Here is a 16,908-nt window from a genome sequence, read left to right on the forward strand (position 1 = left end):
TCCTTCAATTAGAAGTTTTCTATCTATTCAATAGGCAAATTATGTTGTTTCAAAAAGGATAGTTTATCCCAGTAACCTCTTTGAAATAAAATTTTCCCATTCACAACATGGAAAAATCCGCAGCCTCTTAATCCTAATGGGTCTCTCCATTCTAAAATTGCCCACTGCCCATCTTCAAATATATTTTCTACAATGGCTGTCATATCAGCTGTGGTAAATTCTGTTGTGAACATTTCTCTGATTGCCTCTATCCCAATCACCGGTTCATTTGTTACCTGATGATTGATTGCGTTATCATGGTACAGACTCACGATTGCCTCAACATCGTGGTCGTTAAAAGCATCTACCCATTTACATACTACTTCTTTTGGTCGTAACATCATGATTTCCTCCATCTATCTTTGTTTCCTTGCCTGCCAGTTCAATCATTTTCTTCGCCAACTGCTGGAACTGCCCGGCAGTTTCCTCGTCCATCGGAAGAAGCTGCCCGACCTGTCCGGCGATCATAGCGGTCACATCATCCATAGAAAGCGGCTCCTGCTGGTGGTTTTTCATGGCTTCCTGCATAGTTTGGAACATGGTGGCGGTAATGGTTTCTCCCGGCTGCTCGCTGCTGTCCATCTCTTTCTTAATGTCCCGCAGGATAGTAAGGAACACATTTTTGATTTTTTCAATCTCTGCTTCATGGTCGCCCATCTTCTGTGCGTTCAAGAACTGCAAGTCCTGTCTTGCTTCTGCCCGGTGTTCCGGGTGTTCTTTCATCAGATCAGACAGGGAAGCCGTTGCCATTTCAATCAGCTGGTTTCGTGCCATAATGCCCTTTGCCGCTGTGTCCTGAAAATAAATCCGTATCAAATCCATCAGCTTGGGGAAATTCCTGTGTTCCAGCAAGCGATTTAGGATCTGCACATTCACAGCACCCGTCACAAGCCCTTTGACTGCTCCCTCGGACAAGCCCAGCTCGGATATATCATAGCTTTTGCGAACGCTGATATTGGATAGCCCCAGTATGTAGTCGGTGGACACCTTAAATTCCTTTGCCACACCGATGAGAATATCGCTGCTGACTGTCCTTGTTTCGCCGCTGACAATGCGGCTCAACTGGGAAGCGGAAACGCCGATCTTCTCTGCAAGTTCTTTTTGTTTGATTTTGTTTCCGTTGCATAAATCGGAAATCCTCTGTCCGGGTGTTCCGGGTAAAGCCATAGTACGCACCTCCTCCGTATAACTCTATTATACACCAAAATTGCAAAAATGCAATTTTCAAAGTGTAAACTTCACAGAAATGCAATTCTCGCAAAATTCCGAGGATTGCATTTTTTTCGTGTAGACTTAGGGTAGTTCATCGATGAGCTGCACCTTGAAAACAGAATGACCGTCCGAAAAGGAATATTTCTCCCGGCGAAGTATCGCATTTGCGTACCAACGGAGAACACACGCCGCAGAAATGGGGCAGGAAACCTTTTCGGGGAAAACGGCAATCAGACAAAGCGGAGGACACACATGGAAAACAATCTCAAAAAGCTGCCGCCGTTGGAGCGCAAGCCGGACGGCTCTCTGCACCGCATGACCCCAGCACAGCGGAAACGGGCAAACGCCTTGATTCGCCGGGAATGTTGCAGCTATGATAGCGGCAACTGCATTGTGCTGGATGATGGCGATACCTGTATCTGTCCGCAGACGATTTCTTTCTCGGTCTGCTGCAAGCATTTCCGCTGGGCTGTCCTGCCGCTGGATCGGACGCTGGAAGCAGAGATTTTCCGGGATAAGGACGCAAAACGGTGTATTGTCTGTCGGAAAGCTTTTGTTCCCGGCTCTAATCGGGCGAAATACTGTCCCGACTGCGCCGCCAGCGTTCACAGGCGGCAGAAAGCAGAAAGTGAACGGAAAAGGAGGGCGAGCGTGGACAATTAGGGGCGAAAAAGCCTGTATTTATGGGGCTTTCCGAACACCAAACCGGGGCAGGTGGTATTCTTTATCGCTAACCCTCAAAACAGGGCTTCTAATTGTCCATAAGACACTATGACAAAGTTTATCTATCACTACCAACAGGAACGGGCACAGAGCTTCACCCAGCTTCCCAATTTCCTGTTTGAAGCACCAACCTATCAGCCGCTGTCCAATGAAGCAAAGCTGCTGTATGCCTTTATCCTGCGCCGGGCAGACCTATCCCGCAAAAACGGATGGGCGGACGAGTACGGGCGGATTTACCTGTACTATCCCATCTGCGAGGTGGTAGGGCTGCTTCACTGTGGGCGGCAAAAGGCGGTCAACACCCTGCGGGAATTACAGTATGCAGAGCTGATCGACATCAAGAAACAAGGCTGTGGAAAACCCAACCGCATTTACCCAAAATCCTATGAGGGCAGTTCCAATCCCTGACTTCTTGAATTTCCGTTTTGGTACGCCGGAGGGCTGAAAACCGTACTTGACGAGTACGAAAATCAGCCCTCTTGGAGTACCGAAATCGGACGGTATATAGAAATACAGAGATTAAAATGATTTATTTATATCGATTCCATTCCAATCCTATCAGAGCTATTTTCAGGGGGATTTTCCCTGTGGAAAACCCCGGAACGGAAGGGAAAGGAACGAGGAAAGGAGTTTATGGCACAACACGCAATTTTACGATTTGAAAAGCACAAGGGCAATCCGGCAAAACCGCTGGAAGCCCATCACGAACGGCAAAAGGAACAGTACGCCAGCAATCCCGACATTGACACCAGCAGGAGCAAGTACAACTTCCACATTGTCAAGCCAGAGGGCAGATACTACCATTTCATTCAAAACCGCATTGAACAGGCTGGCTGCCGTACCCGTAAGGACAGCACCCGGTTTGTGGACACGCTGATTACCGCCAGCCCGGAGTTTTTCAAGGGCAAGCCCCCAAAGGAGATACAGGCATTTTTCCAGAGGGCGGCTGATTTCTTAATCGGGCGGGTAGGGAAAGAAAATATTGTGTCTGCGGTGGTACACATGGACGAAAAAACACCCCATCTGCATTTGGTCTTTGTTCCGCTGACGCAGGACAACCGGCTGTGTGCAAAGGAGATTATCGGAAACAGAGCCAACCTCACAAAGTGGCAGGACGATTTTCACGCCTATATGGTGGAGAAATATCCCGACTTGGAGCGTGGAGAAAGTGCCAGCAAGACAGGCAGGAAGCATATCCCTACCCGGCTGTTCAAACAGGCGGTCAATCTCTCCAAACAGGCAAGAACTATTGAAGCCACGCTGGACGGCATTACCCCGTTCAATGCAGGGAAGAAGAAAGAGGAAGCCCTCTCCCTACTGAAAAAGTGGTTTCCCCAGATGGAGAATTTCGACCGGCAGCTCAAAAAATACAAGGTCACGATCAATGACCTGTTAGCTGAAAATGAAAAGCTGGAAGAACGAGCCAGAGCCAGTGAAAGCGGCAAGATGAAAGACCGTATGGAACGGGCAAAGCTGGAAAGTGAACTACAGAACATTCAAAAATTTGTTGACCGTATCCCGCCGGAAGTGCTGGCGGAATTGAAACGGCAACAGCGACACACAAAGGAAAGGTGATTGATTATAAGCAGATTTTTACGCCGCCCCTATGCGGCATTGTACCTTGACAACTGAATAAAGAAAGGCGAGCTATGGCAGAAAAGCACTCGGACAAAACCCCACAGCATGAGATAAATGCCCTTGCCCGGTGCTTGCTTCCCGAAATTCAGAAATTCTTTGCCAGCCCGGAGGGGCAGAAAGAATTTGAAGAATGGAAAGCACAGAGGGCAAAGGAAGCAGAACAACATAAAAGCGTATAACAAAAGCGGCGGTATCGTTATGATACCGCCGCTTTTGCTTTAGCATAGATATACTAAAAATCCGAATCCGTCCCCGATTGGAACCGGGTTCGGATTATCATGGTCTGGTGCCGCTGATGGGACTCGAACCCATATGGTTTCCCGTACGATTTTGAGTCGTATGCGTCTGCCAATTCCGCCACAGCGGCGCACATAACAGGGTCCTGGGCGCACCAAGACTGGAATAAATTATATCATATGGAAAACAGGATTACAATCATTTTTTGAGTTATGCCTTTCAAAAAATGTCAGTTTGTTGTATAGTAAATAGCAGCAGCGTCTGAATAGACAGGGGCTGACAGAAAAATGGAGAGAAAGAATGGCTGAAAAGATAGTATTGATTGATGGACACAGTATATTGAACCGGGCATTTTTCGGACTCCCGGATCTGACTAACGCCGAGGGGCTCCACACAAATGCCATCTACGGCTTCCTCAACATTATGCTGAAGATACTGGAGGAGGAGAAGCCGGAATATCTGACTGTGGCATTTGACGTACACGCCCCCACCTTCCGCCACGAGATGTACGCGGACTACAAGGGGACGAGAAAGCCCATGGCAGAGGAGCTGCGCCAGCAGGTGCCGGTGATGAAGGAGGTTCTGACGGCTATGGGCATCCGGATCATCGAAAAGGCTGGCCTGGAGGCGGACGACCTGCTGGGCACCATCGCAGGAAGATGCGAGGCCTCGGGGATGGAAGTCTCCGTCATCAGCGGGGACAGGGACCTTCTGCAGCTTGCCACGGACCACACCAAGATCCGCATCCCCAAGACGAAAAGAGGGGGAACACAGATCGAGGACTACTACGCGGCGGACGTGAAGGAGAAGTACGGCGTGACGCCCCATGAGTTTATCGACATGAAGTCCCTGATGGGAGATACCTCCGACAATATTCCGGGAGTTCCCAGCATTGGCGAGAAGACGGCGGCCAAGATCATAGCGGAGTATCATTCCATAGAAAACGCCTATGAGCACGTGGATGAGCTGAAGCCTCCCAGAGCTTCCAGAGCTCTGAAGGAGCACTGGGACATGGCGGTCATGAGCAAGACTCTGGCCACTATCTGTGTGGACGCAGATATAGACTACGACATTGAGGGGGCAAGGCTGGGAAATATTTTTACCGAGCAGGCCTATCCTCTTTTCCAGCGGCTTCAGTTCAAGAACCTTCTCGGCAGATTTGAGGTGGAAGGGCCCAAAAACGAGGTGGAGGATCACTTTCGTATAATATCCTCCAGAGCCGAGGCCGAAACCGTCTTTGAAAGGGCCCGGAAGGCGGAAAGAGTGGGAGCCGCCATCCTGAAGAATACAGCGGATGTGCCGCCTCTTTTTGCCTCCCAGGCGAAGGCCGGGGGCGCGGCGCTGTGCTTTGGAGAGGAGGAGATCTACTGCATCTGTGCCGGGGAGGAGCTTGCGGCAAAGGAGATTCTGGAAAAGCTGGGACAGACGGCGGCCGGGGCCGGCTGCTTTGCCATCTTTGGGCTGAAGGAGGCCATGGCCAGCTTTACGCCAGGCCGGCAGGACAACTGCTTTGACGGGATCATAGCGGCCTACCTTCTCAATCCCTTAAAAAGTGACTACACCTTTGAGGATGTGGCCAGGGAGCAGCTCTCCCTTCTCCTGGACGAGAAGCAGGAGGATGAGGCTCGGGCCTGCTACGAGGCCTACTGTGCCTGGAAATCCCAGCCCATCCTTGCGGATAAGCTTGAGGAGGCGGGGATGCTCCGGCTCTTTGAGGAGATAGAGATGCCTCTTGTGTTCACCCTGTTCGACATGGAGAGGAACGGAGTGAAGGTGGAGGCAGCCGAGCTGAAGGACTACGGCGACAGGCTGGCCGTCCAGATCGAAAAGCTGGAGCAGGAGATCTACCAGGAGTCCGGGGAGGTGTTCAACATCAACTCTCCCAAGCAGCTGGGCGTGATCCTCTTTGAGAAGATGGGGCTGAAGGGCGGAAAGAAGACCAAGACCGGCTACTCCACAGCGGCGGATGTGCTGGAGAAGCTGGCGCCGGATTATCCCTTTGTGGCGAAGATCCTGGAGTACCGCCAGCTGGCTAAGCTGAAATCCACCTACGCAGACGGGCTTGCCGTCTTCATAGGGGAGGACGGCAGGATACACGGAAAGTTCAATCAGACCATCACCGCCACGGGAAGGATCAGCAGCACAGAACCCAACCTGCAGAACATCCCGGTGCGGATGGAGCTGGGCAGGCTGATCCGGAAGGTGTTCGTGCCCGAGGAGGGCTATGTGTTTGTGGACGCGGACTACTCTCAGATCGAGCTGAGAGTCCTGGCCCACTGTTCCGGCGACCGGCAGCTCATAGAGGCCTACCGGGAGGAGAAGGACATCCACCGGATTACAGCTTCCCAGGTGTTCCACACACCCTTTGACCAGGTGACGGACCTGCAGCGCCGGAACGCCAAGGCGGTCAACTTCGGTATCGTCTACGGCATCAGCTCCTTTGGGCTGAGCCAGGACCTGAGCATCACGAGGAAAGAGGCAGCCCAGTATATAGAGCAGTACTTCAAGACTTACCCGGGCATCAAGGTGTTTCTGGACAACGCGGTGGCCCAGGCAAAGGAGAAGGGCTATGTGACCACTCTCTTTGGCAGGAGGCGCCCGGTGCCGGAGCTCTCCTCCAGCAATTTCGCCCAGCGCTCCTTCGGGGAGCGGGTGGCCATGAACTCGCCCATCCAGGGGACGGCGGCAGATATCATGAAGATCGCCATGATCGGCGTGGAGAGGCAGATGAAGGAGAGGGGCATGCGCTCCCGGCTTGTGCTTCAGGTCCACGACGAGCTCCTTGTGGAGGCCTGGGAGCCTGAAGTAGAGGAAGTCAGGAAGATACTGAAGAATGAAATGGAGCATGCGGCGTCCCTGGAGGTGCCGCTGGAGGTAGATATGCATACTGGCATGAGCTGGTATGAAGCAAAATAGGAGTGACAGAAGATGAAGATCATAGGAATTACCGGGGGGATCGGATCAGGAAAAAGCCAGGTGCTCACGTACCTGGAGAAGACTTATGGCGCCGCCTGCTGTCAGGCGGACCAGGTGGCAAAGAGGCTCCAGAAAAAGGGCACGAAGTGCTATAGAAGGATTGTGGATCACTTTGGAGAGGGCATACTGGACGGGGAGGGCAGGCTGGACCGGGCCGCGCTGGGGAACATTGTCTTTTCCAACAAGGCCCAGCTGCGCATCCTGAACGAGATCGTGCACCCTGCGGTGAAGGAGAAGATCCGGGAGATCATCCGGAAGGAGGAAAAGAAGGGAACTTCTGTCTTTGTTCTGGAGGCGGCGCTTTTTATAGAAGAAAATTATAATGCCATGTGCGATGAAGTGTGGTATATTTATGCAGATGAGGAGACGAGAAAAAGGCGTCTGACAGCCTCCCGGGGCTACAGTGAGGAGAAGATCGAAGGGATCTTTGCCTCCCAGATGTCCTCCTCGGACTTCTTTGCCGGCTGTGACAGAGCCATTGACAACTGCAACTCCTTCCAGGAGGCCTGCGGTGAGATCGACGATGTCATGGCGCAGATTGGCATTAAAAAAATACATGAATAACAGGCAGGAGAGATGACAGACAATGAGACTATGCAGCATAGCAAGCGGCAGCAGCGGCAACTGCATTTATGTGGGCAGCGATCACACCCACCTTCTGGTGGACACCGGCATCAGCAAAAAGAGGATCGATGAGGGGCTCCACACCCTGGGCATCAAAGGGGAGGAGCTGTCCGGCATCCTGATCACCCACGAGCATTCGGACCACATCCAGGGGCTTGGGGTGTTCAGCAGAAAGTATGGAATTCCGGTGTACGCCACAAAGGGAACGCTGAAGGGCATCATGGAGTACAGAAGTCTTGGAAAGATGCCTGAGGGGCTGCTCCACGAGATACAGACAGACACGGATTTCCTTCTGGGAGACCTCTGTGTCCACCCCTTTGCCATATCCCACGACGCCTACGAGCCGTCCGGATACCGGATCGTCTGCGGGGAGAAGTCGGTGGCGGTGGCTACGGACCTGGGAATATACGACGAGTACACGGTGGAGAACCTGAAAAATCTGGACGCGGTGCTTCTGGAGGCCAACCACGATATACATATGCTGGAGGTGGGCCCCTACCCCTATCCGCTGAAGCGCCGGGTCATGGGGGATAAGGGACATCTCTCAAATGAATTGTCAGGACAGCTTCTCTGTGATATACTGCACGATAAGCTGCAGCATGTCATACTGGGACATCTGAGCAAGGAAAATAACTATGCGGAGCTGGCCTACGAGACAGTAAAGCTGGAGGTGACGGTGGGGGACAACCCCTATAAAGGGGAGGACATTCCCATCATGGTCGCCGGGCGTGACGCTGTGTCAGAGGCAGTGACAGTGTAAGAGACTAAGGTATGGAGGACAGAAGAATGAGAAAATGTATTATCACAGTTGTGGGAAAAGACCAGGTTGGCATCATTGCGAAGGTGTGCAACTACCTTGCGGAGGCGAATATCAACGTTCTGGACATCTCCCAGACCATCGTGGACGGGTACTTCAATATGATGATGGTGGTGGACGTGTCGGCGGCAGACAGGGATTTCTCCGTGTACGCGGAGGATCTGGACAAGCTGGGCGAGAGCATGGGCCTTAATATCCGCTGCCAGAGATCAGAGATATTTGAGAAGATGCACAGACTGTAAGAAAGGACACCGGACTATGATCAATATATACGAAGTAAACGAGACAAATCAGATGATAGAGGAGGAAAATCTGGACGTCCGCACTATCACCCTTGGCATCAGCCTTCTGGACTGCGTTGACACAGATCTGGACAGACTCAACGAGAAGATCTATAAAAAGATCACCACGCTGGCGGAAAATCTCGTGTCCACCGGGGAGGAAATCGAGAAGGAGTTCGGCATTCCCATTGTCAACAAGCGGATCTCTGTGACTCCCATCGCGCTTGTGGGGGCTTCCGCCTGCAAGAGGCCGGAGGACTTTGTGACCATCGCAAAGACTCTGGACCGGGCAGCCCTGAAGGTGGGCGTGAATTTTATCGGCGGCTACTCCGCCCTTGTGTCCAAGGCCATGACAAAGAGCGACGAGGATCTGATCCGCTCCATACCGGAGGCTCTGGCCTGCACGGAGAGAATCTGCAGCTCCGTCAATGTGGGCTCTACCCGCACAGGCATCAACATGGATGCGGTGCGCCTCTGCGGCCAGATCGTGAAGGCTACGGCTGAGGCCACAAAGGAGAGAGACTCTCTGGGGTGTGCCAAGCTGGTAGTGTTCTGTAACGCGCCGGATGACAACCCCTTCATGGCGGGAGCTTTCCTTGGCGTGACGGAGGGGGACGCAGTCATCAACGTGGGAGTCAGCGGCCCCGGCGTTGTGAAGCACGCCATCGAGAAGGTGAGAGGGAAGGGCTTTGAGGAGCTCTGCGAGACCATCAAGAAGACAGCCTTCAAGATCACCAGAGTGGGACAGCTTGTGGCCGGTGAGGCATCAAAGAGGATGGGGATCCCCTTTGGCATCATCGATCTGTCTCTGGCGCCTACACCGGCGGTGGGGGACAGCGTGGCTGAGATACTGGAGGAGATCGGCCTCTCCCAGGTGGGTGCGCCAGGCACCACAGCGGCCCTTGCCATGCTCAACGACCAGGTGAAAAAGGGCGGCGTCATGGCATCCTCCTATGTGGGCGGATTAAGCGGAGCCTTCATACCGGTCAGCGAGGACAAGGGTATGATCGACGCGGTGCAGGCGGGAACCCTCACTATTGAGAAGCTGGAGGCCATGACCTGCGTCTGCTCCGTGGGACTGGATATGATTGCCATACCCGGAAAGACAAGCGCGGCCACCATCTCCGGCATCATCGCGGACGAGATGGCTATCGGCATGGTGAACCAGAAGACGACGGCTGTGCGCCTGATCCCGGTGATCGGAAAGGACGTAGGGGAGACTGCCCAGTTCGGCGGACTTTTAGGCTACGCACCTATTATTCCGGTAAACGAGGCGGACTGCACCGCCTTTATCAGCAGACAGGGACGGATCCCCGCGCCCATACACAGCTTTAAGAACTAGGCGGGTACACTCCCGCGGCGACAGCTCACAGAAGCAGAAAGGGAAGAATTCAGTATGAAGAAAGTGGCGGTCATGACAGACAGCAACAGCGGCATTACCCAGAAGGAGGCCCGTAAGCTGGGAATCCGGGTGGTGCCCATGCCGTTTTATATTGACGGTGAATTATATTACGAGGATATCACGCTTACACAGAAGGAATTTTATGAGAAGCTCTCCGGGGACGCGGATATTTCCACCTCCCAGCCATCCCCGGCGGATGTGATGGAGATCTGGGAGGAGCTGCTGGACGAGTACGATGAGGTGGTCCACATTCCCATGTCCAGCGGGCTCTCCACCTCCTGCGAGACAGCCATGATGCTGGCCAAGGATTTTGACGGGAGGGTGTTTGTGGTGAACAACCAGCGCATCTCCGTCACTCAGCGCCAGGCGGTACTGGACGCTCTGGAGCTTGCGGCGGCCGGGCGGTCCGGCCAGGAGATCCATGACATACTGATGAGGGAAAAGCTGGAGGCCAGTATCTATATCACTGTGGACACCCTGAAGTATCTGAAAAAGGGCGGACGGGTGACGCCTGCGGCGGCGGCACTGGGGACTGTGCTGAACCTGAAGCCGGTGCTCACCATCCAGGGGGAGAAGCTGGACGCCTTTGCCAAGGTGCGTGGGCTGAAGTCCGCGAAAAAGGTGATGAAGGAAGCCATGGAGAAAGATATCAAAGAGCGCTTCAGAGGAAAAAGGGTACACCTTGAGGCGGCCCACACCTGCACGGAAGAGGAGGCGGCCCAGTGGAAGAAGGAGCTGGAGGAATATTTCCCCGGCTATGACATCCACATGGATGCCCTCTCCCTGAGCGTTGCCTGCCATATCGGCCCGGGGGCCATGGCGGTGGCCTGCAGCAGGTACGTGGAATATTGATATAGGAAGCAAGGTATAGAACAGACCGGACAAAAAACAGACGGGAACAAAAAATGAGGGCAGCAGGCGTCAGACGATGACGACCTGCTGTCTGTATTCAGAGACAAAGGCGCGATGAAATTTCTCCGTGACCACTGACTCATACAGATCCGCGGCCAGAATGTCCGCCCTGAGCATGTCCCCGGCAAGCCCGCTCCAGGCTTTTGCGCTCTGGCCGGTTCCGGCCCTGGACCCGGTGCGGGGCAGCTTTGTGACAAGAGGGATGGAGCTGCTCTTTTTTATGGCGCCAAGGAGGGAGGATGCGTCCTTTCGAAAGCCGAGAAGGCGGGCGTAGCCGCAGCCCCCCTCCCCCTTGAAGCGGTCCATGTCCTCCCCTGTGATGCCGAGGAGGATGTGGAGCAGGGCACGGCTGATCCGGGAGTAGGTCATCTCCTTTGTCTTCAGGAGGCTGCAGAACTGGTCAAAGGAGAGAAAATCGTTCCGGCTTCCCATGATGCGGTTTGCCAGCTCCCGGCTGACGTCCGCATACCTGGTCAGGCTCTCCTTTGTCTCCTGAAGAAGCCGGTATTTGAGGAGCAGAGAAAGATCGTCTGCCCACACAGGGTACCTTGCCCGGTACGTCTCCTGCAGGATCTGTGCGGAGGAGGGGGGCATCTGTCCCTCCGGGAGGGACAGGCCCGAAGCCGCGGATGAGCAGCCTTCCTTTTCCAGCAGAAGCCGGCGGATGGCGGTGGCGGAGCTGTACCGGCCGGACAGCTCCTGGTCGTGATAGCCCGACTCCCGCCGCCGGATGGTGCAGAACTGAAGGGGGCTCCTCCGGCACAGGATGGCCTTGATATATTCCACACCCAGGATGTTGTTGGGCTCCTCCAGGACGCACCCGGCCTCCTCGTCTCCGAGAAAGGAGGAGAGGGCCTGCTGTCTGGCTCCTGGGAAGGAGAGGCCGCGGCGCAGCCCCTCTTTTAAAAGAGACTTGTAGGGCTCCGGTTCCAGGGCGGTGACCCGGGCGGCCTTCTCCAGAAGGCGGATGTCCCCGCACTCGCTCCCGAAGCAGACTGTGTCCACACATCCCAGGCGGTCCAGCAGGGAGATGGCGCCGGCGGCAAAGTATTCGGCGCTGCCGCAGGCACACCAGAGGGGCAGCTCGATGACAGCGGAGACGCCGGCCTCCAGGGCCATGCGGGCCCGCAGGTGCTTGGGCAGGAGGGCAGGGGCTCCCCGCTGCACGAAATCGCCGCTCATGACAGCAATCACAGCGTCCGCTTTGGTGGCTCTGACTGCCTCCTGCATATGGTATAGATGTCCGTTGTGAAAGGGATTGTACTCGGTGATCAGTCCGACAATTTTCATGGAAATCTCCTTGTATATCTTTTTGAAATTGATTATACTATATGAAGATGTTTACGGCAACCGCTGTAAATATGCCCTTTTTGCGCGCAATACGAAAAAGCGGCTGGCAGAATAACGGCGAAGAGAAAGGAGGATACGTATGGGAAGCACAGATGAAAAGGAAGAATATACGTATGAAAATGAAGAGCGGGAAGAGCTGACAGAAGAACGTATCCTCCAGATGCTGGATGAACGAAAATTCAAGGAGCTCAAAGAAGAGCTGGAGCACATGTACCCTGTGGACCTGGTGGAGCTGATGGAGGATTTCACCCAGAAGCAGCTCGTCATGGTGTTCCGTCTCCTGGCAAAGGAGGAGGCCGCGGAGACCTTTACCGAGATGGACAGCGACATGAGAGAGACGCTGATCGGCGGGCTGACGGACTCCGAGCTGGAGGAAGTCATGGAAGAGATGTATCTGGACGACACGGTGGACGTGCTGGAAGAAATGCCCGCCAACGTGGTGGACCGTCTTCTCATGGCCACCGACGAGGAGACCCGCCAGCAGATCAACCAGCTCCTTCAGTACCCGGAGGACAGTGCGGGAAGCGTCATGAACGTGGACTACATCGCCCTGCGCAAGGAGATGACAGTGGCGGAGTCCATCCTCAAGATCCGCCAGGTGGGTATCAACAAGGAGACCATCTACACCTGCTATGTGACGGAGAAGAGGAAGCTCATCGGCATGGTGGATGTAAAGGAGCTGCTGACCACCAGCGAATCCAAGACCATTGAGGAGATCATGGACACCAATGTGCTCTACGCCCACACTACCGACGACCAGGAGGAAGTGGCCCAGATCATCAACAAATACGGCCTCATTGCCCTCCCCATCGTGGATCACGAGATGTGCATGGTGGGTATCGTCACGGTAGACGACGCCATGGACGTCCTGCAGGAGGAGACTACAGAGGATATCAGCATCATGGCCGGTGTCAGCCCCAGCGACGACTCCTACTTTGAGACCACTGTGCTGGAGCATGTGAAGAGCCGGCTCCCCTGGCTCCTGTTTCTGATGCTGTCCGCCACAGTGACCCAGATGATCATGAACCACTATGAGAGTGCCCTGGCTGTCATGCCCCAGCTGGCGGGATTTATCCCCATGCTGACGGGCACGGGCGGAAACTGCGGCTCCCAGAGCTCCACCCTGGTGATCCGGGGAATTTCCGTGGGGGAGATCGAGTTTGGAGACCTCTTCCGGGTCATCTTCAAGGAGATTCGGGTGGCCATACTCATCAGCCTGATCCTGTCCGTGGTAAACGGCATCCGCATTATCGTCATGGGACAGGGGGACGCGCTGGTGGCCCTCACCATCGGCCTGACCATGGCCTGCACCATCGTCATCGCCAAGGTGGTGGGCTGTACGTTGCCTCTGGTGGCAGAAAAGATCGGTCTGGACCCGGCCATCATGGCCACGCCGCTGATCTCCACACTGGTGGATATCAGCACCATCAGCGTGTATTTTGCCATCGTCAGCGCCGTGTTTTCCCTGTGAGAACAGGGGGGATACCTGACAGAAAATTAACATGGATTGTACTCCAAAAGAGACATCTGATCGACAAAAGAGCCCTTGTTTGCAAGGGTTCTTTGTATTATAATGAAAACAGTGAGAAAAAATGGAAAGGAGTCTTTCAGTCATGGGATTTATAGATGAGATGAAAGCAAAAGCAAAAGCAGACAAAAAAACAATCGTTCTCCCCGAGTCCGAGGACGAGCGCACCTACAAGGCCGCTGAGACGGTCCTGAAGGAGGGCATCGCCAACGTGGTCATCGTGGGAAGCCAGGAGGAGATCGAGAAGAATAAGGGAAGCTACGATATCAGCGGCGCGCAGATCGTAGACCCGGCCACAAGCGACAAGACTGCAGGATACATCGCAAAGCTGGTGGAGCTCCGTCAGAAGAAGGGAATGACAGAGGAGCAGGCAAGGGAGATCCTCCTCACAAACTACCTGTACTACGGTGTCATGATGGTGAAGATGAAGGATGCGGACGGAATGGTGTCCGGAGCATGCCACTCCACAGCGGACACACTGCGTCCCTGCCTCCAGATCCTGAAGACAAAGCCGGGCACAAAGCTTGTATCCGCTTTCTTTGTTATGTGTGTGCCGGACTGCGAGTACGGCGAGAACGGCGTGTTCGTATTTGCTGACTGCGGACTGAACCAGAACCCGGCGCCGGAAGAGCTGGCAGCCATCGCGGAGTCCTCCGCTCAGTCCTTCAGGATGCTGGTGGGAGCAGAGCCCAAGGTTGCCTTCTTGAGCCACTCCTCCAAGGGAAGCGCAAAGCATGCCGATGTAGATAAAGTGGTGGAGGCTGTAAAGATCGCCAAGGAGGCCAACCCGGATCTCATGCTGGACGGCGAGCTTCAGCTTGACGCTGCCATCGTTCCCAGCGTAGGAGAGTCCAAGGCGCCCGGAAGCCCGGTAGCGGGACATGCCAACGTGCTGGTCTTCCCGGATCTGGATGCCGGAAATATCGGATACAAGCTGGTGCAGAGACTGGCCAAGGCAGAGGCCTACGGACCCATGACACAGGGTATCGCGGCTCCTGTAAACGACCTGTCCAGAGGCTGCTCCGCAGAGGATATCGTGGGTGTGGTAGCCATCACAGCTGTGCAGGCCCAGAACCAGTAGAGCGGACAATCTGAGAGAAAGTATACGAAAAATTCCGGAGGAGAAAAGAAGATGAATGTATTAGTAGTAAACTGTGGAAGTTCTTCCCTGAAATTCCAGCTGATCAATTACGATAACAGAGAGGTCATGGCAAAGGGTATCTGCGAGCGCATCGGCATTGACGGACGCCTTGTGTATGAGCCGGAGGGCGGCGAGAAGGAAGTGACCGAGGCGGCTATGCCGGATCACACAACAGCCATCCAGATGGTGCTGGACGCCCTTGTGAACGAGAAGACAGGCGTCATCAAATCCCTGGAGGAGATCGACGCCATCGGACACCGGGTACTCCACGGCGGCATGAAGATCACCAACTCTGTTATCATCGACGACGAGGTTATCAAGGTCATCGAGGACTGCGCGGACTTGGGACCGCTCCACAATCCCGCCAACCTGATGGGGATCAACGCCTGCATGAAGCTGATGCCGGGCGTTCCCAATGTGGCTGTCTTTGACACCGCCTTCCATCAGACCATGCCTCCGAAGGCTTATATGTACGGAATTCCGAAGGAATACTATGAGAAGTATGCCATCCGCAAGTACGGCTTCCACGGCACATCACACAAATACGTGTCTGCCCGGACAGCCGCCTTCCTCGGCAAGGACATCAAGGATCTGAAGATCATTGTGTGCCATATGGGCAACGGCGCTTCCCTGTCCGCTGTGAAGGACGGGAAATGTGTGGACACTTCCATGGGACTGACACCTCTCGAGGGCGTGATCATGGGTACCAGGTCCGGTGACATTGATCCGGCCTTTGTAGAGTACCTGTGCAATAAAGAGAACCTGTCTGTGTCTGAAGTGCTCAATATTCTCAACAAGAAGTCCGGTATGCTGGGAATGACAGGCATCTCCAGCGACTACCGCGATGTGTCCGCCGCCGCTGAAGCGGGCAACCAGGACGCCATCAACTGCCTGGAGGCCTACGCCTACCGCATCATCAAGTACATCGGCTCCTACATCGCAGCCATGGGCGGCGTGGACGTGATCACCTTCACGGCAGGTCTCGGCGAGAACGCCATCCCGCTGAGAAAGACAATCTGCGAGGCCTTTAATTTCATGGGACTCGTGTTTGATGATGAGGCAAACAACAGCCGCGGCAAAGAGGTGATCATCACAAAGCCGGAGTCCAAGATCACAGCCTGCGTCATTCCGACCAACGAGGAGATCGCAATCTGTGAAGAAACCGTAGAACTGGTAAAGAAAAACCTTGACAAATAATGGTTGAAAAGATATACTTTATAAAGTGTGGTTAGGAGAGCGTTATGCTGATTGAACTGACAAAGGTTTTAGAGCAGGATGACAAGGTCATCCGGCAGGAAGCACACCTTGAGATGCAGGACATGAGAGTGTCCGGCAGGAAGTACCGGCTCGAGGAGCTGGAGACACCTGTGTTTGAGATCACCAATCTCGGAAAGAAGCAGGTGCAGGTGAAGGGCAGTGCCAAGATAAAGACCGTTGTCCCGTGCGACAGATGCCTGGAGGATGTGGAGCAGATCTTTGATCTCGCCTTTGAGCGGGAGGTAGATATGAAGCTCGACGAGGAAGGGCGCAGACAGTCCGACGAGGAGTACAGCTTCATGGACGGAACCTGTCTCGACACGGATGTGCTGATACGCAACGAGCTCCTGGTCAACTGGCCAATTCGGGTGCTGTGCAGGGAAGACTGCAAAGGTCTGTGCAGCATTTGTGGTGCTAATCTCAATCATGGTGAATGTGGCTGTGACAGAGAGGTATTAGACCCGAGGATGGCAGCCTTTCAAGATATATTCAGCAAGTTTAAGGAGGTGTAAAGTATGTCCATCTGTCCAAAGAATAAAACATCAAAAGCCAGAAGAGATAAAAGAAGAGCTAACTGGAAAATGAGCGCACCGAACCTGGTAAGATGCAGCAAGTGCGGCGAGCTGATGATGCCCCACAGAGTATGCAAGGCATGCGGTTCCTACAACAAGAGGGAGATCATCGCTCAGGACTAATTACAGCTTAGTGAAATGAAGGAGATCAGTAATGGTCTCCTTTATTTTTTTGCGTTTTGTGACTGAAAATGATTGA

At 54.0% G+C, this 16,908-nt stretch carries 17 protein-coding genes, 1 tRNA gene and 1 pseudogene; 15 read left to right on the forward strand and 4 right to left on the reverse strand.

Annotated elements, in window-relative coordinates; all coding sequences use genetic code 11:
- Window positions 1–23 precede the first annotated feature (23 nt).
- Together NI21_RS0102210 and NI21_RS0102215 are read right to left on the reverse strand one after the other, a co-directional pair.
- Window positions 24–380 carry a nuclear transport factor 2 family protein gene (locus NI21_RS0102210; protein ID WP_033124600.1) on the reverse strand — a complete coding sequence of 119 codons (357 nt, stop codon included), beginning with the start codon at window positions 378–380 and terminating at the stop codon, window positions 24–26.
- Window positions 352–1,206 (reverse strand): helix-turn-helix domain-containing protein, encoded by an 855-nt coding sequence (locus NI21_RS0102215; protein ID WP_052083805.1) that lies wholly within the window; start codon window positions 1,204–1,206, stop codon window positions 352–354. Before NI21_RS0102215 ends, NI21_RS0102210 begins: the two co-directional genes overlap by 29 nt.
- 297 nt (window positions 1,207–1,503) lie before the next feature.
- Here NI21_RS0102215 and NI21_RS0102220 point away from each other — a divergent pair, with 297 nt between their 5' ends.
- The 4 genes and pseudogenes from NI21_RS0102220 (at window position 1,504) to NI21_RS16850 (ending at window position 3,791) form a co-directional block, all read left to right on the forward strand.
- Complete coding sequence (locus NI21_RS0102220) at window positions 1,504–1,914, forward strand: cysteine-rich VLP domain-containing protein (RefSeq protein ID WP_033124601.1); 411 nt, start codon at window positions 1,504–1,506, stop codon at window positions 1,912–1,914.
- Window positions 1,915–2,022: 108 nt separating this feature from the next.
- A pseudogene (locus tag NI21_RS15790) lies at window positions 2,023–2,419 on the forward strand (replication initiator protein A).
- Between the two features lie 188 nt (window positions 2,420–2,607).
- A complete protein-coding gene (mobV, locus tag NI21_RS0102230; RefSeq protein WP_033124602.1) occupies window positions 2,608–3,549 on the forward strand; it encodes a MobV family relaxase in 942 nt (313 codons plus the stop codon).
- A gap of 74 nt (window positions 3,550–3,623) precedes the next feature.
- Window positions 3,624–3,791: a hypothetical protein gene (locus NI21_RS16850; RefSeq protein WP_190324812.1), complete on the forward strand. Its 168-nt coding sequence runs from the start codon at window positions 3,624–3,626 to the stop codon at window positions 3,789–3,791.
- Window positions 3,792–3,896: 105 nt separating this feature from the next.
- Here NI21_RS16850 and NI21_RS0102240 read toward each other — a convergent pair.
- Window positions 3,897–3,979, reverse strand: a tRNA-Leu gene (locus NI21_RS0102240).
- Between the two features lie 170 nt (window positions 3,980–4,149).
- On the opposite strand from NI21_RS0102240, the gene polA reads away from it, so the two are divergent.
- Genes polA through NI21_RS0102270 form a run of 6 tightly spaced genes read left to right on the forward strand, consistent with a single transcriptional unit; the run spans window position 4,150 to window position 10,801 of the window.
- On the forward strand, window positions 4,150–6,765 hold the full coding sequence (gene polA, locus NI21_RS0102245; protein ID WP_033124604.1) for a DNA polymerase I: 2,616 nt from the start codon (window positions 4,150–4,152) through the stop codon (window positions 6,763–6,765).
- 12 nt (window positions 6,766–6,777) lie between these two features.
- Entirely contained in the window at window positions 6,778–7,389 is a 612-nt protein-coding gene (gene coaE, locus NI21_RS0102250) for a dephospho-CoA kinase (protein ID WP_033124605.1), read from the forward strand.
- Window positions 7,390–7,411: 22 nt separating this feature from the next.
- Window positions 7,412–8,209, forward strand: coding sequence for an MBL fold metallo-hydrolase (locus tag NI21_RS0102255; protein ID WP_033124606.1), 798 nt, complete (start codon window positions 7,412–7,414; stop codon window positions 8,207–8,209).
- Between the two features lie 26 nt (window positions 8,210–8,235).
- The gene (locus tag NI21_RS0102260) at window positions 8,236–8,508 is read left to right on the forward strand and encodes an ACT domain-containing protein (RefSeq protein WP_033124647.1); all 273 of its coding nucleotides are present in this window, start codon (window positions 8,236–8,238) and stop codon (window positions 8,506–8,508) included.
- A 16-nt stretch (window positions 8,509–8,524) separates the two neighbouring features.
- Window positions 8,525–9,889, forward strand: coding sequence for a PFL family protein (locus tag NI21_RS0102265; RefSeq protein WP_033124607.1), 1,365 nt, complete (start codon window positions 8,525–8,527; stop codon window positions 9,887–9,889).
- A 54-nt stretch (window positions 9,890–9,943) separates the two neighbouring features.
- A complete protein-coding gene (locus tag NI21_RS0102270) occupies window positions 9,944–10,801 on the forward strand; it encodes a DegV family protein (protein ID WP_033124608.1) in 858 nt (285 codons plus the stop codon).
- Between the two features lie 69 nt (window positions 10,802–10,870).
- On the opposite strand, the gene NI21_RS0102275 is transcribed toward NI21_RS0102270, so the two are convergent.
- Window positions 10,871–12,151: a nucleotidyltransferase gene (locus tag NI21_RS0102275; RefSeq protein WP_033124609.1), complete on the reverse strand. Its 1,281-nt coding sequence runs from the start codon at window positions 12,149–12,151 to the stop codon at window positions 10,871–10,873.
- Between the two features lie 139 nt (window positions 12,152–12,290).
- On the opposite strand from NI21_RS0102275, the gene mgtE reads away from it, so the two are divergent.
- The 5 genes from mgtE to rpmF all read left to right on the forward strand — a co-directional run bounded on the left by mgtE (window position 12,291) and on the right by rpmF (window position 16,832).
- Complete coding sequence (gene mgtE / locus NI21_RS0102280; protein ID WP_052083807.1) at window positions 12,291–13,682, forward strand: magnesium transporter; 1,392 nt, start codon at window positions 12,291–12,293, stop codon at window positions 13,680–13,682.
- A 142-nt stretch (window positions 13,683–13,824) separates the two neighbouring features.
- Entirely contained in the window at window positions 13,825–14,820 is a 996-nt protein-coding gene (pta, locus tag NI21_RS0102285; RefSeq protein ID WP_033124610.1) for a phosphate acetyltransferase, read from the forward strand.
- A 51-nt stretch (window positions 14,821–14,871) separates the two neighbouring features.
- Window positions 14,872–16,077 (forward strand): acetate kinase, encoded by a 1,206-nt coding sequence (locus NI21_RS0102290; protein ID WP_033124611.1) that lies wholly within the window; start codon window positions 14,872–14,874, stop codon window positions 16,075–16,077.
- A 44-nt stretch (window positions 16,078–16,121) separates the two neighbouring features.
- On the forward strand, window positions 16,122–16,649 hold the full coding sequence (locus NI21_RS0102295) for a DUF177 domain-containing protein (protein ID WP_033124612.1): 528 nt from the start codon (window positions 16,122–16,124) through the stop codon (window positions 16,647–16,649).
- A 3-nt stretch (window positions 16,650–16,652) separates the two neighbouring features.
- The gene (gene rpmF / locus NI21_RS0102300; RefSeq protein ID WP_033124613.1) at window positions 16,653–16,832 is read left to right on the forward strand and encodes a 50S ribosomal protein L32; all 180 of its coding nucleotides are present in this window, start codon (window positions 16,653–16,655) and stop codon (window positions 16,830–16,832) included.
- Window positions 16,833–16,908: the final 76 nt, after the last annotated feature.

The organism is Eubacterium sp. ER2 (assembly GCF_000765215.1).
GTDB lineage: Bacteria > Bacillota > Clostridia > Lachnospirales > Lachnospiraceae > Claveliimonas > Claveliimonas intestinigallinarum.